The following is an 18738-nucleotide window of genomic DNA, read 5'->3' as shown; positions in this document are numbered from 1 at the left end:
TGAGGTCCAGGGTAGACGAGCCAGGATGGACGAGCACGTCACCGCTCGTTCTCCCCGAGAGGCCGCACGTGCCGCAGCGCCGTCAGGCACAGCGCCGCCGCCGCGACGATCGCGACGCCGGCCACGGCCGAGGCGATGTTCACCCCGCTGGTGAACAGCGCCTGCGCCTCCAGCACCACCGGGGCGGGCACCTGGCCGGCGACCGACAGCGCACCGGGCAGGCTGTCGGTGAGACGCGCCGCGAGCTCGGGCGGGACGTCCGCGGGAGCGGTCATGCGGGCGGTGTAGAGGACGGTGGTGAGGCTGCCGAGGACGGCGACGCCGACGGCGATGCCGAGTTCCTGGACGGTCTCGGACATCGCGGCGGCCGACCCGGACTTCGAGGCCGGCGCGGCGCCGACGACCATGTCGGTGCCGAGGGCGGCGATCGCGCCGAGGCCGAGGTAGACGAACGCGAATCCGGCCACCACTCGTGCCGCGTCCCCGGTGCCGGCGGTGGCCAGCAGTGCGTAACCGATCACCGAGAGGGCGAGCATGAGCGCCATGACCAGGCCGGGACGCATCCGCCTGGCGATGATCGGCGCGCCGATCGCCGCGGCGAACATCGCCAGGGCGGGCGGTCCCATCCACAGGCCGGCCGCGAACGGCGTCAGGCCCTCGACGAGCTGGAGGTACTGGGTGACCAGGTACATGGTCCCGCCCACGCCGACCAGCCCGATCAGCAGCACGGCCAGCGCCGCGGAGAACGCCCGGCTGGTGAACAGCGTGACGTCCAGCAGGGGCGAGGCCAGGCCGCGCTGACGCCGTACGAAGAGCGCCCCGGCCACCGCGCCGAGCACGGCCAGGGCCGCCGTGCCGGGGCCGGGACCGTCCGCCGCCGCGTGCTTGATCGCGTAGACGACCGGCAGGATCGCGGCCAGCGACAGGCCGACGCTGGCCAGGTCGAGGCGGCCCGCCTGCGGGTCGGCGTACTCGGGCAGCAGCGCCCGCGCCCCGGCGAGCACGGCGACCGCGACGGGGACGGCGAGCAGGAACGCCGCGCCCCACCAGAACGTGCCGACCAGGGCGCCGCCGGCCACCGGGCCGGCGGCCATGCCCAGGGCGAACATCGTCGCCCAGATCCCGATCGCGACCGCGCGCTGCCGGGCGTCGGCGAACATGTTCGAGATCAGCGACAGCGTCGAGGGCATCAGCGTGGCCCCGGCGACCCCGAGCAGCGCCCGGGCGACGATCAGCAGCTCGGCGTTCGGCGCGAAGGCGGCGAACACCGACACCGCAGCGAACGCGGCCGTCCCGATCACCAGCAGGCGGCGCCGCCCGATCCGGTCGCCCAGGGTCCCCATCGTGATGAGGAACCCGGCGATGAAGAACCCGTACGCGTCCATGATCCAGAGCGTCTGGGTCGCCGACGGGTCCAGGGCCTCGGCCATGCTCGGCAGGACCAGGTACAGCACGGTGACGTCCAGGCCGAGCAGCACCGTCGGCAGCGCCAGCAGTCCCAGACCGGCCCACTCCCGCGTTCCCGCACGCCGGGTCACGACTTCGGGCATGACAATCCTCCCTAGGCAAGAATATTTGAACGATAGTACAACTAGTACGATCGTTCAAGTAAAGGGGAGTCCGCCGAGTCGCTGCGGCAATATCTTGATATGGTTTTCAATATTCAGATATTGTTCCCGGTATGTCGATACCGCCAACGGGGGATCGCCCGCCGGAGGACCTGACCGCGCGTGCCCGCATCCGCGACGCCGCGCTGGAGCAGTTCGCCGCCCGGGGCGTCAAAGCCGCCACGCTGAAGGACATCGCCGACGCCGCCGGCGTCTCCGTCGGCCTGGTCCAGCACCACTTCGGCTCCAAGGACCGCCTGCGGGAGGCCTGTGACCAGCACGTCCGCGACACCGTCCTGGGCGCCGCCGGCCAGGTCCAGGAGGGGGCCGAGGTCAACGCCGACTTCCTCAGGGGCATGTACGAGGCGAGCGAGCTCAGCGTCCGCTACCTGGCCCGCGCCCTGGTCGACGGCTCGCCCGTGGCGGCCGAGCTGTTCGACGAGGGCTCGGCCGGGGCCGAGCGGTTCTTCACCGACACCTGGCCCGACACGTTCACCCCCGGCGAGGCGAAGGTGCGTGAGCGCGCCGCCGTCATGGCCGCGATGCACCTGGGCACGATCGTCCTGCACGAGCACCTGTCCAGGCGGCTCGGCATCGACGTGCTGCGCCGCCCGAACTCCGGCCTGCTCGGCGCCGCCATGCTCGACGTCTACGCCCGCATGGGGCAGTGGATCGCCACCCAGCAGGGGGACCGGGTCCGCCAGGCCGTCACCGACATCCACGACGAGGAGCACCCCGATGCCTGACGCGATCCGGATCCACCGGCTGGTCAAGAACTTCGGCAAGGTCCGCGCGCTGGACCAGCTGGACCTGACCGTGCGGGAAGGAGAGGTCCACGGCTTCCTCGGCCCCAACGGCGCGGGCAAGAGCACGACCCTGCGCATCCTGCTCGGCCTGCTGCGCAAGGACTCCGGCGAGGTGAGCCTGCTGGGCGGCGACCCCTGGAACGAGGCCGTCGAGCTGCACCGGCGGCTCGCGTACGTGCCCGGCGACGTCACGCTGTGGCCGAGCCTGTCCGGCGGCGAGGTGATCGACCTGCTCGGCCGGTTGCGCGGCGGCGCCGACGCCAAGCGGCGCGACGAGCTGATCGAGCGGTTCGCCCTGGACCCGCGCAAGAAGGCCCGCACCTACTCCAAGGGCAACCGGCAGAAGGTCGCGCTGATCGCCGCGCTCGCCTCCGAGGTGGAGTTACTGCTGCTCGACGAGCCGACCTCCGGGCTCGACCCGCTGATGGAGGCGGTCTTCCGCGAGGTCATCGGCGAGGAGCGGCGCGCGGGCCGCACGGTCCTGCTCTCCAGCCACATCCTCGCCGAGGTCGAGGCGCTCTGCGACCGGGTGAGCATCATCCGCGACGGCCGGATCGTGGAGTCCGGCACGCTCGCCGAGCTGCGCCACCTCACGCGCATCTCGGTCACGGCCGACCTGGCCAGGGTTCCGGAGGCCGGCCTGCCCCACGTCCACGACCTCACCGGCGAGGGTGGCCGCGTCCGCTTCCAGGCCGACGCCGACCACATCGGCGAGGTCCTGACCCGCCTGACGGAGTACGGCATCCGCGACATCACCGCCCAGCCCCCCACCCTCGAAGAGCTGTTCATGAGGCACTACCGATGAACACCGGCACCCTGATCCGGCTGATCCTGCGCCGCGACCGCGTCTGGCAGCCGCTGTGGATCCTGAGCGTCACGCTCTTCGTCGCGGCCACGGTCACCACCATCCGCGAGCTGCTGCCGACCCCGGAGGCGCGCCGCGACTACTTCGTGAACATCATCGACAACCCGGCCATCATGCTGCTGCAAGGGCCGGCGTACGGCGACAGCGTGGGCGCGGCCGCCGCCCAGCAGCGCGGCGCCGCCACCACGATCTTCGCCGCCCTGGCCAGCATCCTGCTCGTGGTCAAGCACACCCGCTCCGACGAGGAGCAGGGGAGGCGCGAGCTCGTCGGCTCGGCCGCCGTGGGCCGCCACGCCCCGCTCACCGCCGCCCTCGCCGTCGTGCTCGGCGCGAACCTCGTCCTGGCCCTGCTGATCACCGTGGTCGGCGCGAGCGCCGGGCTCGGCCTGGCCGGGTCGCTCGCCTGGGGGCTGATGGCCGCCTCCGCCGGCTGGCTCGGGGCCGGGCTGGCCGCGGTGACCGTGCAGCTCACCCGGAGCGCCCGCACAGCCGGGGCCGCGGCCTTCGCCGTGTTCTTCGCCGCCTACCTGGTCCGCGGCATCAGCGACCTGGCCGGTCCCGGCCTGGAATGGCTGGGCTGGCTCGTCCCGAACGGCTGGATCCTGCGCGCCCGCGCGTTCGGCGCCGAGCGGTGGTGGGTGTTCCTGCTGCTCGCGGCGTTCGTCGCGGCCCTGGCCTGGATCGCCTACACACTGTCGGCCCGGCGCGACCTCGGCGGCGGCCTCCTGGCGCCGCGGCTCGGGCCCGCCCGCGCCCCGGCCGCGCTGCGCGGGCCGATCGGGCTGGCCTGGCGCGTCCACCGGGGCGCCGCGCTGGCGTGGATCGCGGCCGCCGCGTTCGTCGGCGCCGGGCTCGGGCTGGCCGGGCCGAGCGTCCTGGAACAGTTCGGCCAGAGCGGCGGGCTGGACCACTGGGCCAGGCGGACGGGCACGGACGACCCCGTGGAGATCTTCTTCCGGCTCGTCGTGTACGAGCTGGCCGTGTTCTCCATGTCCCTGTACGCGATCATGACGGTGCTCCGGCTGCGCGGCGATGGGGCCACTGAGCTGTTCCTGTCCGGGCCGGTGAGCCGGGCGCGCTGGGTCCTCGGCCATCTGGCGTTCGCGGCGGCGGTGCCCGGCGCCATGCTCGTGGTCGCCGGGCTCGGACTGGGCCTGGGCAGCGGCGACGTCGGCAAGGGCCTGGCCCTCACCACGGTCGTCCTGCCCGGCGTCTGGGTGATGGCCGGTGTCGCCGTGGCGGCGTACGGCCTGTTCCGGCGCGCCGGGACGGTCGTCGCGTGGACCGCGCTGGCGCTCGCCATCGCCCTCGAACTCGGCTGGGAGCTCCGGCTGGTGAGCGACGCGGTCTTCATGATCTCGCCGTTCGCGCACGTCCACTACTCCACGCTGGCCGACCCGGGGCCCGGCACGCTGCTCGGCCTCACGCTCGTGGCGGCCGCCTTCACGGCGCTCGGCCTGTACGGGCTCCGCCGCCGCGACCTGACCCTGTGACGGCCTGCCGCCTCCGGCAGGGGACGCCGGAGGCGGCGGGGCGTCACGCCACGGCGGTGCCCTCCAGCTCGATCATCAAGGTGGGGATCGCCAGCCTGGTCACCCCGAGCATCGTGGTGGGCGGCGCCACCCCGGCGGCGCCCAGCCGCGACGCCAGCACGCCGTAGTGCTCGAAGAGCCGGTCGACATCGGTGGTGTAGACGTTCAGCCGGACCAGGTTCGCCAGCGACATCCCGGCCTCGCCCAGCACGGCCTCCAGGTTGTCGAGGCTCAGCGCCAGCTGCGCCGCCATGTCGTCGGCGTGCTCGGGCTTGCCGTCGCCGTTCATCGCCGTCTGCCCCGAGCAGTACAGGGTCCGGGTGTGCCCGGAGACCACCTCACCCTGGTGGTATCCGAGCTGCTGCGACCACGCCCACGGGTTGACGGCCGTTCGTTCCACTGCCATGTCGGCTCCATTCGGTTCATCGACAATCGCGTTCCGATCGGGCAAGAGCCTCGCAGCCAATCACGACATCTTTTGTCGTGTATTTCGGTACAGTTCGGGATATGCGCGCCGACCGGTTGGTCTCGCTGGTGCTGTTGCTGCGCCGGCACGGCCGGATGTCCGCGACCGCGCTGGCCCGGGAGCTGGAGGTGTCCACCCGGACCGTGCTGCGCGACATCGAGGCGCTGTCCTCGGCGGGCGTCCCCGTGTACGCCGAGCGCGGCCGGCACGGCGGGTTCGCGCTGCTGCCCGGCTTCCGGACCGAGCTGACCGGGCTGAACCACGACGAGGCCCTCGCCCTGCTGGTGGCCGGGTCGCGGCGCGGGGCGCAGGCGTTCGGGCTCGGCTCGGCGCTCGCCTCGGCGATGCTCAAGGTGGTCGACGCGCTGCCGGAGAGCTACCGGGACACGGCGGCGGGCGCGGCCGAGCGGCTGCTCATCGACCCGGAGACCGACCTGCTCTCACGCCGCCTGGCCGACGAGGAGGTGCCCGACGCGATCGTGGCCGAGGTGCTGCGCGCGGTGTTCGCCGGGCACAAGCTGCGCATCCACTACGCGGCCGTGAACCAGGCGGCGCAGTGGCGCACGGTGGACCCGATCGGCCTGGTCACCGTGCGCGAACGCGGCTACCTGCTGGCCACGCGGGCGGGCGCGGACCGCACGTACCGGCTGTCGCGGATCCTGGCGGCCGAGGAGCTCGCCGAGCGCGCGGAGCGGCCGGACCGGGTTGACCTGGACCGGGCCTGGCAGGAGCGCAGCACCCGGTTCCGGGCCGGCGGCGACCAGGTCAGCGTGCTCGTGCGGGTGAACCCGGTGCGGCGGGAGGACCTGGTGGGCACCGCGCTGGCCGTCCGCGCGGAGCGGGCCGACGCGGACGGGTGGCTGCGGATGGAGGTGTCCTTCCAGGACCGCAGGCACGCCGAATGGGCGCTGTGGCAGCTCACCACGAACGCGGAGGCGCTGGAGCCGCAGTGGCTGCGCGACGCGCTGCGCGACCGCGCCGCCGCGATCGCCGCCCGCTACGGCGGCTAGATTGTCTGCAACGAAACTATCTGTTACGGTCCTCTCGTTGGCAGCCGCACGACGGAGGAGAACCGTGGACGAGAACCAGCAGGGGCCCGCGCCCCGGCCGCTGAGCGAGGACGAGCTGGTCAAGCTGCTCGAAGGGCAGCGGTTCGGCGTGCTGGCGACGGTCCGGAGCACCGGCCACCCCGCCCTGTCCACGGTCCTGTACCGATGGGACCCCGCCGGGCGCGCCATCAGGATCTCCACCACGGCCGGCCGGCTCAAGGCCCGCCAGATCGCCCGCGACCCGCACGTCGCCCTGCACGTCCGGGGCCCCGACGTGTGGTCGTTCGCCGTCGCCGAAGGCGAGGCCGAGGTGTCCGGCGACCCCGCCGACCTGCTCGCCTTCGCCGGCGACCAGCCCGACCCCGCAGCCTTCCTGGAGCAGCAGGCCCGCGAGGGGCGCGTGGTGATCAGGATCAGCGTGTCGCGCCTGTACGGCACGGCCCTCGACCTGCCCTGACGACACGCCGCCGCCCGGCTCAGCGCACCTGGATGCCGAGCAGGCAGGTGTCGTCGTCGGTGTCGGAATGGCTGTGGGTGAGAAGATGGTCCAGGCGGTGATCGAGGCTCGTCACCGGGTGCTGCACCGTCGTCAGGAGCTGCTGCTGCGAGTGCTGCAGGGCGCGGTCCCGGCGCTCGATGAGCCCGTCGGTGTACATGAGCAGCGTGTCCTCGCCCGCCAGGCGGATCTGCCCCTCCTCGTAGTCGGTCTCGGAGACGGCGCCGAGCATGATCCCGTGGACCAGCGGCAGCTCCTCGGCCGTGCCGCCCCGCACCAGGATCGGCGGCAGGTGCCCCGCCCTGGCCCAGCGCAGCACCCGGGTCGCCGGGTCGTACAGGCCGCAGAGCGCGGTGGCGGTCAGGCTGTTGGTCAGGTGGTGGGCGACCATGTTGAGCCAGGTCATGAGCTGGCCGGGCCCGGCGCCGGTGACGGCCAGGCCGCGCAGGGCGTTGCGCAGGATGACCATGCCGGTGGCGGCCTCGATGCCGTGGCCGGCGACGTCGCCGAGCGAGAGCAGCACCTGCTTGGAGGGCAGCACGACGGTGTCGTACCAGTCGCCGCCGACGAGGTGCTCCTTCTCGGCGGGCCGGTAGCGGACCGCGATGTGCAGCCCGGACGCCTCGATGATCCGCTGGGCGGGCGGCATGATGGCCCGCTGGAGCTGCAGGGTGAGCCGGTTGCGCTCGGAGATCTGCTGCTCGGAGTGGGCGAGCTGGTCGCGGGTGGCGGCCAGCGCGACCTCCGTCCAGTGCTGGGCCGAGACGTCCTGGTACGCGCCGCGCACCGCCAGCATGCGGCCCTCGGCGTCGATGACGGGCTCGGCCACGACCCGGGTGTGGCGGGCCACCCCGTCGGGGCGCTGGAGGCGGAAGGCGACCGAGGCGGGCAGCCGGTGGTGCAGCACGGTCCGCAGGAAGCGGCCGATGGCGGTGGCGTCGTCGGGGTGGGCGTGCTCGGCCAGCCGGTCCAGCGGGATCGGGTGCTCGCCGGGCGGCAGGCCGTACAGGTTGAACAGCTCGCTGTTCCAGGTGATCTCGCCGGTCTGCACGTCCTGCTCGAAGCCGCCGATGCGGCCGAGGCGCTGGGCGTGCTGGAGCAGGCTGGCCAGGCGGACGGCCTCGTCCTGGACCCGCCAGATGAGCAGGACGCAGTCGCCGTGGCGGGTGATGCTGATGTCGGCGACCGTGGTGAGCGGCACCTGGTCGACCAGCGCCGTGAGCGGCACCCGCTCGGCCCGGTACGGCTCGCCCGTCCCGTACACGTGCTCGATCTTGCCGAACAGCCCGTCGTCGTGGGCGGCCAGCGGGTACGCCTCCAGCATCGTGGCCCCCGTCACGACGGCGCGGGGGCGTCCGGCGGGGTCGGCGAAGCAGTTGTTGGCGTGCTCGATGAGGAAGTCGGCGAGCAGCCCGTCCTTGCCGAACGCGGGCCGGAGCAGCAGGGCGGAGTCGTGCAGCCCGTCGGTGAGGTTGACCAGCTCGGCCAGGTCGGGCGCGGGCTCCTCGCAGGGTTCGAGCGTGTGCGCGCACAGCTCGGCCAGCGCCTCGACCTGCTTGTGGATCTGCGGCGGCTGCGGCTCCAGCGCGTGCGGCCAGCCGATCTCCAGCACGCCGAGGACGCGCCCTCCGGTGCCGGCGGGGACGGCCACCCGGCCGCCCGGCAGGTGGTGGTGGCCGATGGAGGGCAGGCCGGTGCCGGAGAGGCTGGGGAACCAGACGGTCCGGCGTTCGACCAGCGCGCGCCGGGCGGGCGTGGCCACGCCGGGCGGGACGTACCGCCAGCGCCTGGCCTCCTCGGCGCTGTAGCCGGCGTAGCCGGTCAGCGTGAGCGAGGCGTCGGCGCCGGCCGCCCACACGGCGACCGCCGTCGCGCCCAGCGGGGCGAGCGCGTGCTCCAGCAGGGATTCGGCGACGAGCTGGCTGTCCGTGGCGACGAGCGCGCCGCTCTCGGCCGCGCGCAGCCGCACCGCGATGGAGGTGTCGTCCGCGCCCGCGCCGCCCGGCTCGCTCCGCGCCCAGGCGAGGAAGTCGCGCGCGGCGTCGCTCAGGCGGTCGTGCGCCGCCTGGTCGATGAGGTCGGCGGCCAGCTCCAGCGGGGAGAGCCCGGCCTTCTCGGCCAGGTCGGCCAGCTGGCGGGCCGCCTCGGCGGGGCCGCAGCGCAGCCGCTCGATCAGGATGCCCTTGGCCAGCTCGATGAGCGCCCGGCCCTCGGCCGCGTGCTGGGCCTGCCTGATCTGCTCGCGCAGCCGCTCGATGGTGGCGGCGAGCCTGCCGACGTTGGTGGCCTCCTCGGGGGAGGCGGCGTCACCGGGGGAGGCCGGCTCGTCGCCCGGGTGTTGCTGGATGCGCACTGCGTGCAGCTCCTTCGTACGTGGCGCGAAGACGATGGGGGGACGGACGCGCCGGGGGGTTACGCCGTCAGCCAGCGCTGGATCAGCCCGAGGAGGTGATCGGCGTCGACGGGCTTGGTGACGTAGCCGCTCGCGCCCGAGGCGAGGCTCTTGTCCTGGTCGCCCGGCATGGCCTTGGCCGTGACCGCGATGATGGGCAGGTCCGCGTACTGCGGCATGGCCCTGATCGCGGTGGTGGCGGCGTAGCCGTCCATCTCCGGCATCATCACGTCCATCAGCACGATGTCGATCTCCGGGTGCGCCACCAGCGTGTCGATGCCCTTGCGGCCGTCCTCGGCGTGCAGCACCCGCAGGCCGTGCATCTCCAGGATGCTCGTCAGCGCGAACAGGTTGCGCGCGTCGTCGTCGACCACCAGGACGGTGCGGCCGGTGAGCGCGCCGTCCTCCGGCCGTTCGACCGGCAGGTCCTCCTCCTCCGAGCGCACCAGCGGCAGCACGTCGCCGGGCTGCTCGGCGGTCAGGTGCAGGGCGATCCGCTCGCGCAGCTCGTCCAGGCTCGACAGCAGCTCCAGCGGCTGCGAGACGGCCCGCGCCTGCAACGCCCGCTCCTGCGCCGCGTCCATCCGCCAGTTGTTGTAGGCCAGGACCGGCACGCCGTGCAGGGCGGCGTCCCCGTCGATGGCCTCCAGCAGTCCGAACCCGGCCCGCCCCGGCATGTCCAGGTCGAGCACGATGCAGTGGCAGGGGGCCGCGGCCAGCGTCGCCGCCGCCTCCTGCCCGCCCACGGCGGTCACGATCTCCACGGGCGCGTGCGCGCCGCCCGCGTCGCGGCGCGCCAGGTCGGCCACGACGCTCTCGGCCACCAGGGAGAGCAGGCCGCGCGAGCGTTCCTCCACCACCAGCAGTCTGCGCTGCTGGGACGGCGCCGGGGCCGCCGCCTTGACGGGCTCGCCGTCGGCCGGGGCCTCCGGCAGCTCGCGGGGCGAGGGCGCGGCCTGGCGCGGTCCCTGCTCGGCGAAGTCCGGGCGGGCGGCCGGCAGGAAAAGCGTGAACGTGCTGCCCTGGCCGGGCGTGCTCTGCGCGGTGATCGCGCCGCCGAGCAGGTAGGCGATCTCCCGGCTGATCGACAGGCCGAGCCCGGTGCCGCCGTACTTGCGGCTGGTGGTGCCGTCGGCCTGCTGGAACGCCCCGAAGATCGCCTCCAGTTGCTGCTCGGCGATGCCGACGCCGGTGTCGATGACGCGGAAGGCGATCGCCGCGCCGTGCGGCCGCACGGAGGCGGGCACCTGCGCCGGGGCGGCCGGCTCGATGCGCAGCTCGACGCTGCCGCTCTCGGTGAACTTGACCGCGTTGGACAGCAGGTTGCGCAGCACCTGGCGCAGCCGCGAGTCGTCGGTGAGCAGGCTGTCGGGCACGCCCGGCGCCGTCGTGATGCGGAACTCCAGGCTCTTCTCGGTGGTCATCGGCCGGAACGTGGCCTCGACGTAGTCCAGGAGCTGACGCATCCCGACCCGTTCGGGACTGATGTCCATCTTGCCCGCCTCGACCTTCGACAGGTCGAGGATGTCGTTGATGAGCTGCAGCAGGTCCGAGCCCGCCGAGTGGATGACGCTGGCGTACTCGACCTGCTTGGGCGTCAGGTTGCGGGTCGGGTTCTGGGCGAGCAACTGCGCGAGGATGAGCAGCGAGTTCAGCGGCGTGCGCAGCTCGTGGCTCATGTTCGCGAGGAACTCGCTCTTGTACGTGGAGGCGAGCGAGAGCTGCTGGGCCCGCTCCTCCAGCTCCTGGCGGGCCTGCTCGATCTCCAGGTTCTTGGCCTCGATGTCCTGGTTCTGCGAGGCGAGCAGCGCCGCCTTCTCCTCCAGCTCGGCGTTGGAGCGCTGCAGCTCCTCCTGCTGGTTCTGCAGCTCCTCCGAGCGGGCCTGGAGCTCGACGGTCAGCCGCTGCGACTCCGCCAGCAGCTCGTCGGTGCGGGCGTTGGCGACGATGGTGTTGACGTTGACGCCGATCGTCTCCATCAGCTGGTCGAGGAAGGCGCGGTGCACGGGCGTGAACGTGCCGAGCGAGGCCAGCTCGATCACGCCGAGCACCTGCTCCTCCACCACGATCGGCAGCACGATCAGCGAGCTCGGCGTGGTCCGCCCGAGCGCCGAGGAGACCGTGACGTAGCCGGGCGGGACGTCGTCGACCGCGATCGTGCGGCGGGCCCGCGCCGCCTGGCCCACCAGCGTCTCGCCGAGGCCGACCCGGGTGGCGGTCTGGCCCGCCGGGAACCCGTAGGCGTTGATGAGCCGCAGCTCGTCCTCGTCGGCCAGGAAGAACGCGCCGTACTGGGCCGAGACCAGCGGCGCCAGCTCGTTCATGACCAGCTCGGCGACCGCCGCCAGGTCGCGGTGGCCCTGCATGAGCCCCGACAGGCGCGCCAGGTTGGTCTTCAGCCAGTCCTGGTCCTCGTTGGCCTTGGTGGTCTCGCGCAGCGACTTCACCATCGAGTTGATGTTGTCCTTGAGCTCGGCCACCTCGCCCGAGGCGTCGACGGTGATGGAGCGGGTAAGGTCGCCGGAGGTGACGGCGCTGGTCACCTCGGCGATCGCGCGCACCTGCCGGGTGAGGTTGCCGGCCAGCTCGTTCACGTTCTCCGTCAGCCGCTTCCAGGTGCCGGAGACGCCCTCGACCTCGGCCTGGCCGCCGAGCCTGCCCTCGCTGCCCACCTCCCGGGCGACCCTGGTCACCTCGGCGGCGAAGGAGGAGAGCTGGTCGACCATCGTGTTGATCGTGGTCTTCAGCTCCAGGATCTCGCCGCGCGCGTCCACGTCGATCTTGCGGGTCAGGTCGCCCCTGGCCACGGCCGTGGTGACCTGGGCGATGCTGCGCACCTGGTTGGTAAGGTTGTCGGCCATCGAGTTGACGTTGTCGGTGAGGTCCTTCCAGGTGCCGGACACGCCGCGGACCTGGGCCTGGCCGCCGAGCTGTCCTTCGGTGCCGACCTCGCGGGCGACGCGGGTGACCTCGTCGGCGAACGCGGAGAGCTGGTCGACCATCGTGTTGATGGTCTGCGCGAGCGCCGCCACCTCGCCCTTGGCCTCGACGAGGATCTTCTGCGACAGGTCGCCCTGGGCCACCGCCGTGGCCACCTGGGCGATGCTGCGCACCTGGCCGGTCAGGTTCGAGGCCATGAAGTTGACGTTGTCGGTGAGGTCCTTCCAGGTGCCCGACACGCCGCGGACCTGGGCCTGGCCGCCGAGCTGTCCCTCGGTGCCGACCTCGCGGGCGACCCGGGTGACCTCGTCGGCGAACGCGGAGAGCTGGTCGACCATCGTGTTGATGGTCTCCTTGAGCTCCAGGATCTCCCCGCGCGCGTCGACCCGGATCTTCTGCGACAGGTCGCCCTTGGCCACGGCCGTGGTCACCTGGGCGATGCTGCGCACCTGGGCGGTGAGGTTGTCGGCCATGACGTTGACCGACTCCGTCAGCGCCTTCCACGTGCCGGACACGCCCTTCACGTCGGCCTGGCCGCCCAGCCGTCCCTCGGTGCCGACCTCGCGGGCCACGCGGGTGACCTCGTCGGCGAAGGAGGAGAGCTGGTCGACCATCGTGTTGAGGGTGTTCTTCAGCTCCAGGATCTCGCCCTGGGCCGAGACGGTGATCTTCTGCGACAGGTCGCCCTTGGCCACCGCCGTGGCCACCTGCGAGATGTTGCGCACCTGGCCGGTGAGGTTGCCGGCCATCGCGTTGACCGACTCGGTGAGGTCCTTCCAGGTGCCCGAAACGGCCGGCACGTCGGCCTGGCCGCCCAGGCGTCCCTCGGTGCCGACCTCGCGGGCCACCCGGGTGACCTCCGAGGTGACGAGCGAGAGCTGGTCGACCATGCCGTTGAACACCGAGGCGATCTCGCCCAGCAGGCCGTCGGCGTCGGCGGGCAGCCGCGTGCCGAAGTCGCCGTCCCTGACGGCGGTCAGTCCGGTGAGCAGCTGCCGCAGTTCGAGCTCCCCGGCGTCGTGGACCCGCTGTGTTCCCGACCGGCTGCCACTCACGGTGTTGCCCACCTCTCAATAATTGCCATAGTGCAAATAATTGGCTTGGAGGCTAGCGTAGGCGCACGCGGCACGACAACCGCAGCGCACACGAGGGGCAGCTCGGGTGCGCCACTTCCCTGCCCATGAGGAACTACGCCCGTGACCACCGACAACGACATGAGCGCCGTCTACCGGGCGCTACGCGCGGCACCCCCGTACCGGCTGGGGGAGGCCGCCCGCGACGCGCTCGTCGCGCACACGGCCGCGACCGGCGTCGAGCTGCTGCTCGCCGACTACGCGCTGACCGTGCTCAGGCCCGTGCTGGACCCGCCCGGTCCCGACGCGCCCGAGATCCGCATCGACGCCAGCGAGCGCGGCCGCGTGTTCGCCTCCCAGCGGCCGGCGTGGGACCCGGAGCGCGGCGCCCTGCACCTGCCGATGTCGGCGTGCGGGGAGCGCCTCGGCGTCCTCAGCCTCAGCCTGCCCGCCGCCCCCGGCGACGAGCGGATCCGCGAGTTCCACGAGCTGGCCTCCGCGCTCGCCGCCGCCCTGTGGGGCGCGGGGCGGGTCACCGACCGCTACCGCAGGGCCCGCCGCCTGTCCCGGCTCACCCTCGCCGCCGAGATGCAGTGGGAGCTCCTGCCCGGCTACGGCCACCGGGGCGACTCCTACGACCTCGCCGGCCAGCTCGAACCGGCCTACGCCGTCCACGGCGACAACTTCGACTGGAGCTGCGACCGCGACTCGCTGATGCTCTCCGTCACCAACGGCATGGGGGAGGGGCTGCGCGCCGCGCTCCTCACCTCGCTGGCCGTCACCGCCATCCGCAACGCCCGCCGCTCCGGCGCCGACCTCGTCGAGCAGGCCGGCCTCGCCGACGAGGTCGTGCACGCCCAGTACGGCGGCCGCGAGCACGTCTCCACCCTGCTGCTGCGCTTCGACGCCGTCACCGGCGAGGTCGCCGCGGTCGAGGCCGGGTCGCCGCGCATCTTCCGGCTGCGCGGCGCCGAGGTCGAGACCGTCAAGCTGGACGCCCAGCTGCCTCTCGGCATGTTCGGCGCCACCGCCTACGTCGAGCAGCCCGTCCCGCTGCAGCCGGGCGACCGGCTGGTCATCGTCAGCGACGGCGTGTACGGGGCGCGGTCGACGGCCGACGTGGAGTTCGGCGCCGGTCTGCTGGAGACGACGGTCCGGTCCACCCGCCTGCAGCCCGCCGGAGAGGCCGTCCGTACGATCGTCCGTGACATGATGGCGTTCAGGGCCGGGGTGGACGTCATCGACGACGCCGTCGTGGTTTGCCTAGACTGGACCGCCGCGGCACCCGCGCGAGGCATACGCGCGTAGTCACGCTTCGACCCCTGGAAGCCAGCATGAGCCACCGCGATCTCAGCCACCTCCCCCCGACCGCAGCCGGAGCCTCCGGCGAGGCCTCCACCGGGGCCGTCGTCGAGAACGCGGCGGCCGCCCTGGTCGCCGTCTGGGCGCACTCCCGGCACGCCGCGGTCACCAAGGTCTCCTCCATCCAGCTCCAGGCGCTGCTCACCCTCGAACCCCACCGGCACATCAACCTCGCCACCCTCAGCGAGGCCCTGGGGGCGCTGCCGTCGTCCACCAGCCGGCTCTGCGACCGGCTGGAGGCCACCGGCTGGGTGCGCCGCTCCACCTCCCACGACGACCGGCGGGAGCTGACCATCAGCCTCACCCCCTCCGGGCGGGCCCTGCTGGCCGAGCTGCGCGCCCGGCGCCGCGAACACCTGGCCGAGGTCATCGACGAGATGCCGCCCGACGCGCGGGCGGCTCTCCTGCTCGGGCTGCGCGCGTTCACCACGGCCGCGAGCCGCGTCCACGCCGCCCAGCGGCCGGGCCAGTCCGACGACACCTGGACGAACATCGCCGGCCGCTTCACCGCCTGACCCCCGACCGGCGCGGCGGGATTTCAGGGCGCGGCGGGCGGCCTGTCCAGCCCGGTCAGCCGGGTCAGCACGGCGAAGCCGTCGTCGGTGCCCGGCCAGTGCCGGCGCACCGCGGGCAGACCGGCGCGGCGGACCACCGAGCGCAGCACCGCGGTGACGATGATCGCGTCGTCGGCGTACCCCAGGACGGGGATGAAGTCGGGCACCAGGTCCAGCGGCAGGGCCAGGTAGGCGATCAGCAGCGCGAGCCGCACGCGGACGCCGCGCGGCAGGGCGGGGTCGGCGGCCAGGCGGCGCACCAGGCGCAGCACGTCGGGCAGCAGCCGCAGCGCCTCACGCAGGAGGTCGCCCGAGGGGCGCACGATCGCCAGCGCGGCGACCAGCGCCAGCCAGGCGGCCAGCAGCGCGGCCACGACGCCGAGCAGGAGGTCCCACCCCCACGCCCCGGTCATGGCCGGCGGCCGCGTCGCCCGCCGGCGTCACCTGTCACGGGGCCCATGCTACGTCCGGGCCGATCACGCCCGCCGGGCGGCGTGGGCCTCGGCGACCAGCGCGGCGTCCTCGCCGACCCAGCCCAGCAGGGCCGAGCCGCGGCAGCGCTGGAAGGGCAGGCCCACGAACGTGAGACCGGGCACCGGGCTGATCCCGCCGGTGTGGCGCGGAACCCCGCCGGCCAGGGCGCCGGGCACGCGCAGCCACCCGTAGCCGGGCCTGTAGCCGGTCGCCCAGATCACGCTGCGCGGGGCGAGCCGCAGGCCGGAGGCGGTGCGCAGCAGCGGCCCCTCCCCATCGACGCCGCTGTCGACGACTCGGTCCACAACGCGCACGCCCATCCGGCGCAGCCCCCGGGGGCCGAGCCCGATCAGCGGGTCGCGGGCGCGGACCAGACGGCCGAGCCGGCCGGTGACCGGGGCCCGGACCACACCGAGGGCGCGTAGCCAGGTGAAGACGTCCAGGCCGCCGAGACGCTGGGGGAGGACCGGCTGCCGGGCGCCGGCCGCGAGGGTGACCGGGTGGGTGGCGGCGAGCTCGGCGGCGATCTGCACGCCGGAGTTGCCGCCGCCGACGACCAGCACGGGGCCGTCGGGAAGCCGGTCGGGGGCGCGGTAGGCGGAGCTGTGCAGCGCGTGGACGCCGGGCGGCAGCTCCAGCGCGGGAACGCGCGGCTCCTGGAACGGGCCGGTGGCGACCACGACCCCGTCGCCGGCGATCACCCCGTCGCCGGTCACCGCCTCGAACCCGCGGTCCGGGCCGGGGCGCAGCTCCGACACCCGCGCGCCGAGGCGGACGGGCAGGTCGAAGCGGGCCGCGTACGCCTCCAGGTAGCCGGCCACCTCGTCCTTGCCCGGGTAGCGGCTCCCGCCGGGCATCGGCAGGCCGGGGAGCGAGCTGAGCCGGGCCGGGGTGAACAGCCGCAGGGAGTCCCACCGCCGCCGCCACGACTCGCCGATCCGGTCATGGGCTTCGAGGAGTACGACGTCAAGCCCGGCCAGACGGAGGGCGCGGCCTGCCGCGAGCCCCGCCTGACCGGCGCCGATCACGATGATCATGGGGTCAAGCCTGCCCGGCCGGGCGGCGGCCGGGCTTGAACGAACCTGCTAGGAAAGCCACCGCACCCCGGCGGTCATGGCGGAGGGCGCGTTCCCCATCATCCGGCGGACCACCCGGCTCAGGTGGGCGGCGTCGGCGAACCCGGCCGCGTGGGCGGCCTCGGTCAGCGTGGCCCCGGCCGCCAGCGACGACCACACGCCGTCCAGCCGGGCCCACAGCACGTACGGCCGGAACGGCAGCCCGAACTCCGCCGTGAACAGGTGGGACAGCCGGCTCTCCGACAGGTGGACGGCACGCGCGACGTCGGACAGCCGCACCCGGCCGGGCAGCATGCGCCGCACGGCCCGTTCGGCGCCGGCGAGCGCGGGGTGCGGCGGCCGGGGCGCGACGTGCCCGGTCAGGGCGTCGACCAGCGCCGTCAGCGTGTCCAGGTCGCCGGTGACGGGGACGTCCGGCCCGAGGCGCCACGCGGCGGCCGAGCCCGGAGCCGCCTCGCCGCCGCCCGGCTGCCCGATCCGGGCCGGGTCGACGAGGGCCAGCAGCCCGTCGGCCGTCCCGCGCACGATCGTGTGCGGGGCGTTGGCGGGGATGAGCGCGGCGCGTACGGCATGATCGCGGCCGTCGGCGCCGCGCAGGACCAGCCCCTCGCCGGTCAGGAGCTGCGCGGCGCGGTGGGCGTGCCGGCCGGTCGCGCCGATCCGGCCGCCGTAGCACAGCACGCCCGGCCGCAGCGCCGCCCACCCCTGCCAGCGAGGAGTCACAGCAGGGTGCTCCAGTAGCTCCAGAAGCGGGCGCCGATCAGGGTGACGACGGTCAGGAACCACACCGTCAGCACGACGCCGTGGTAATCGGTCAGCGCCCCGACCGGGCGGCGCACCGGACCGGGGACGGGCAGATGGCCCTCCCGGAGGTTGTGCAGGCTCACGTACCAGAAGACCGGGACGGTGACCGACCACACCACCATGCAGTACGGGCACAGCGCGCCGATCTCGTACAGGCTCTGGACGATCAGCCAGTGCACGAACACCGCCCCGGCGGTGACGCCGATCTGCAGGCCCACCCAGAACCAGCGCCGGAACGCCGCGCCGGCCAGCAGCGCCGCGCCCACGGCGGCGACGACGGCGAAGGCGGCGACGCCCAGCAGCGGGTTCGGGAAGCCGAACACGGCGGCCTGCGGCGTGCTCATGACCGACCCGCACGACAGCACCGGGTTGAGGCTGCAACTGGGCACGTAGCCGGGGTCCGCCAGCAGCGCGATCTTCTCCACCGCCAGCACGAACGCGGCGAGCAGGCCGATCAGCCCGCCGGCCAGCAGCAGGCCGGGCAGCAGCCGGGGGAACGGGCCGGTGGAAGGCCGCGCGGCGTCACTCGGCGAGTGCCGCATCGATGGCCGCCCTGAACTCCGCCAGGGTGCGGGGTTCGATCCTGGTGCCGTTGAGGAAGAACGTCGGGGTGCCCTGCACGCCCAGGGCCCGGCCGTCGGCCATGTCCTTCCGGATGCGGGCCAGCGTCGCCGGGTCGTCGTAGGCCTTGTCCCAGGCCGCCAGGTCCAGGCCCAGGTCCTTGGCGAAGCCGCGGAACGTCTCGTCGGCCGGGACCCGCTTCTCGCCCCACTGGGGCTGCGTCTCGTACATCCGCCGGTACATCGCCTCGAAGGCGCCCTGCGCGGCGGCGGCCTCCACCGCGCGGGCGGCGCGCTCGCCGTTGAAGTGGCCGGGCATCGGGAAGTAACGCGCCACGAACGTGACCTTCCCGGCGTAGTCCTCGCGCAGCTCCTCCACCGCCGGGTAGTAGGCCAGGCAGCCCTCGCACTCGAAGTCGAGGAACTCCACCAGCGTCACCTTGCCGTCCGCGGCCGACTGCAGCCGGTGGCTGTCGGCGCGCACCAGCTGCGACTCCCCGGCGGACAGACCGGCCTGCTCGACCGCCTCAGGGCCGGGCCGGCAGAACGCGAACAGCACGGCCACCGCCAGCACGAAGACGCCGATCACGGTCACCGACACGGTGACGTTGCGCTTACGGGCCGCCTGGCGACGCTCGGCCTCTGATGACACGGGTGCTCCCCTTTTCGGTCCACGGCTTAC

At 73.6% G+C, this 18738-nt stretch carries 16 protein-coding genes; 7 read left to right on the top strand and 9 right to left on the bottom strand.

Translation table 11 applies throughout. The features are described 5' to 3' along the window. Positions 1–38: 38 nt before the first annotated feature. Positions 39–1550, bottom strand: a complete 1512-nt coding sequence (locus AB0J53_RS31375) for an MFS transporter (protein WP_364179138.1) — start codon at positions 1548–1550, stop codon at positions 39–41. A 131-nt stretch (positions 1551–1681) separates the two neighbouring features. Between AB0J53_RS31375 and AB0J53_RS31370 the strand changes: the two genes are divergently transcribed. From AB0J53_RS31370 to AB0J53_RS31360, 3 genes are read left to right on the top strand one after another with little or no spacing between them, the layout of a single operon-like run. Continuing rightward, positions 1682–2353: a helix-turn-helix domain-containing protein gene (locus tag AB0J53_RS31370; protein WP_364179136.1), complete on the top strand. Its 672-nt coding sequence runs from the start codon at positions 1682–1684 to the stop codon at positions 2351–2353. Further along, positions 2346–3218: an ABC transporter ATP-binding protein gene (locus AB0J53_RS31365; RefSeq protein WP_364179134.1), complete on the top strand. Its 873-nt coding sequence runs from the start codon at positions 2346–2348 to the stop codon at positions 3216–3218. The genes AB0J53_RS31370 and AB0J53_RS31365 overlap by 8 nt, the downstream gene beginning before the upstream one ends. Beyond that, positions 3215–4771 (top strand): hypothetical protein, encoded by a 1557-nt coding sequence (locus tag AB0J53_RS31360; protein ID WP_364179132.1) that lies wholly within the window; start codon positions 3215–3217, stop codon positions 4769–4771. The genes AB0J53_RS31365 and AB0J53_RS31360 overlap by 4 nt, the downstream gene beginning before the upstream one ends. Positions 4772–4814: 43 nt before the next feature. Here AB0J53_RS31360 and AB0J53_RS31355 read toward each other — a convergent pair whose 3' ends face one another. Continuing rightward, positions 4815–5210, bottom strand: a complete 396-nt coding sequence (locus AB0J53_RS31355; protein ID WP_219509491.1) for a RidA family protein — start codon at positions 5208–5210, stop codon at positions 4815–4817. A gap of 107 nt (positions 5211–5317) precedes the next feature. Between AB0J53_RS31355 and AB0J53_RS31350 the strand changes: the two genes are divergently transcribed. Then, positions 5318–6286, top strand: coding sequence for a WYL domain-containing protein (locus tag AB0J53_RS31350; protein WP_219509458.1), 969 nt, complete (start codon positions 5318–5320; stop codon positions 6284–6286). 64 nt (positions 6287–6350) lie between these two features. Next, positions 6351–6782: a TIGR03618 family F420-dependent PPOX class oxidoreductase gene (locus AB0J53_RS31345; protein ID WP_364179129.1), complete on the top strand. Its 432-nt coding sequence runs from the start codon at positions 6351–6353 to the stop codon at positions 6780–6782. Positions 6783–6801: 19 nt separating this feature from the next. On the opposite strand, the gene AB0J53_RS31340 is transcribed toward AB0J53_RS31345, so the two are convergent. Next, positions 6802–9174, bottom strand: coding sequence for a SpoIIE family protein phosphatase (locus tag AB0J53_RS31340; RefSeq protein ID WP_364179127.1), 2373 nt, complete (start codon positions 9172–9174; stop codon positions 6802–6804). 59 nt (positions 9175–9233) lie between these two features. After that, entirely contained in the window at positions 9234–13208 is a 3975-nt protein-coding gene (locus tag AB0J53_RS31335) for a HAMP domain-containing protein (protein ID WP_364179125.1), read from the bottom strand. 141 nt (positions 13209–13349) lie between these two features. Between AB0J53_RS31335 and AB0J53_RS31330 the strand changes: the two genes are divergently transcribed. Continuing rightward, positions 13350–14534 (top strand): PP2C family protein-serine/threonine phosphatase, encoded by a 1185-nt coding sequence (locus AB0J53_RS31330; protein WP_364179123.1) that lies wholly within the window; start codon positions 13350–13352, stop codon positions 14532–14534. Between the two features lie 26 nt (positions 14535–14560). After that, positions 14561–15103 (top strand): MarR family transcriptional regulator, encoded by a 543-nt coding sequence (locus tag AB0J53_RS31325; protein WP_219509455.1) that lies wholly within the window; start codon positions 14561–14563, stop codon positions 15101–15103. A gap of 23 nt (positions 15104–15126) precedes the next feature. Here AB0J53_RS31325 and AB0J53_RS31320 read toward each other — a convergent pair whose 3' ends face one another. From AB0J53_RS31320 to AB0J53_RS31300, 5 genes are all read right to left on the bottom strand, one after another. Next, on the bottom strand, positions 15127–15555 hold the full coding sequence (locus AB0J53_RS31320) for a YkvA family protein (protein ID WP_364179121.1): 429 nt from the start codon (positions 15553–15555) through the stop codon (positions 15127–15129). A 63-nt stretch (positions 15556–15618) separates the two neighbouring features. Continuing rightward, positions 15619–16653, bottom strand: a complete 1035-nt coding sequence (locus tag AB0J53_RS31315) for an NAD(P)-binding domain-containing protein (RefSeq protein WP_364179119.1) — start codon at positions 16651–16653, stop codon at positions 15619–15621. Positions 16654–16701: 48 nt separating this feature from the next. Beyond that, positions 16702–17415, bottom strand: coding sequence for an AraC family transcriptional regulator (locus AB0J53_RS31310; RefSeq protein WP_364179117.1), 714 nt, complete (start codon positions 17413–17415; stop codon positions 16702–16704). Next, positions 17412–18038: a vitamin K epoxide reductase family protein gene (locus tag AB0J53_RS31305; RefSeq protein WP_364179115.1), complete on the bottom strand. Its 627-nt coding sequence runs from the start codon at positions 18036–18038 to the stop codon at positions 17412–17414. Before AB0J53_RS31305 ends, AB0J53_RS31310 begins: the two co-directional genes overlap by 4 nt. After that, positions 18019–18708, bottom strand: a complete 690-nt coding sequence (locus AB0J53_RS31300) for a thioredoxin domain-containing protein (RefSeq protein WP_364179113.1) — start codon at positions 18706–18708, stop codon at positions 18019–18021. The genes AB0J53_RS31305 and AB0J53_RS31300 overlap by 20 nt, the downstream gene beginning before the upstream one ends. Between the last annotated feature and the right edge of the window lie 30 nt (positions 18709–18738).

Origin of the sequence: Nonomuraea sp. NPDC049725 (assembly GCF_040674795.1) — a bacterium.
Lineage (GTDB): Bacteria > Actinomycetota > Actinomycetes > Streptosporangiales > Streptosporangiaceae > Nonomuraea > Nonomuraea ceibae.
The sequence above is the reverse complement of the archived record's forward strand: the minus strand, read 5'-3'. Positions and strand labels throughout refer to the sequence as shown.

Bases quoted from the DNA above. Each gene is read 5' to 3' on its own strand.
- AB0J53_RS31375 (WP_364179138.1), bottom strand. From the start codon at position 1,550: ATGCCCGAAGTCGTGACCCGGCGTGCGGGAACGCGGGAGTGGGCCGGT.
- AB0J53_RS31370 (WP_364179136.1), top strand. From the start codon at position 1,682: ATGTCGATACCGCCAACGGGGGATCGCCCGCCGGAGGACCTGACCGCG.
- AB0J53_RS31365 (WP_364179134.1), top strand. From the start codon at position 2,346: ATGCCTGACGCGATCCGGATCCACCGGCTGGTCAAGAACTTCGGCAAG.
- AB0J53_RS31360 (WP_364179132.1), top strand. From the start codon at position 3,215: ATGAACACCGGCACCCTGATCCGGCTGATCCTGCGCCGCGACCGCGTC.
- AB0J53_RS31350 (WP_219509458.1), top strand. From the start codon at position 5,318: ATGCGCGCCGACCGGTTGGTCTCGCTGGTGCTGTTGCTGCGCCGGCAC.
- AB0J53_RS31325 (WP_219509455.1), top strand. From the start codon at position 14,561: ATGAGCCACCGCGATCTCAGCCACCTCCCCCCGACCGCAGCCGGAGCC.
- AB0J53_RS31320 (WP_364179121.1), bottom strand. From the start codon at position 15,555: ATGACCGGGGCGTGGGGGTGGGACCTCCTGCTCGGCGTCGTGGCCGCG.
- AB0J53_RS31315 (WP_364179119.1), bottom strand. From the start codon at position 16,653: ATGATCATCGTGATCGGCGCCGGTCAGGCGGGGCTCGCGGCAGGCCGC.
- AB0J53_RS31305 (WP_364179115.1), bottom strand. From the start codon at position 18,038: ATGCGGCACTCGCCGAGTGACGCCGCGCGGCCTTCCACCGGCCCGTTC.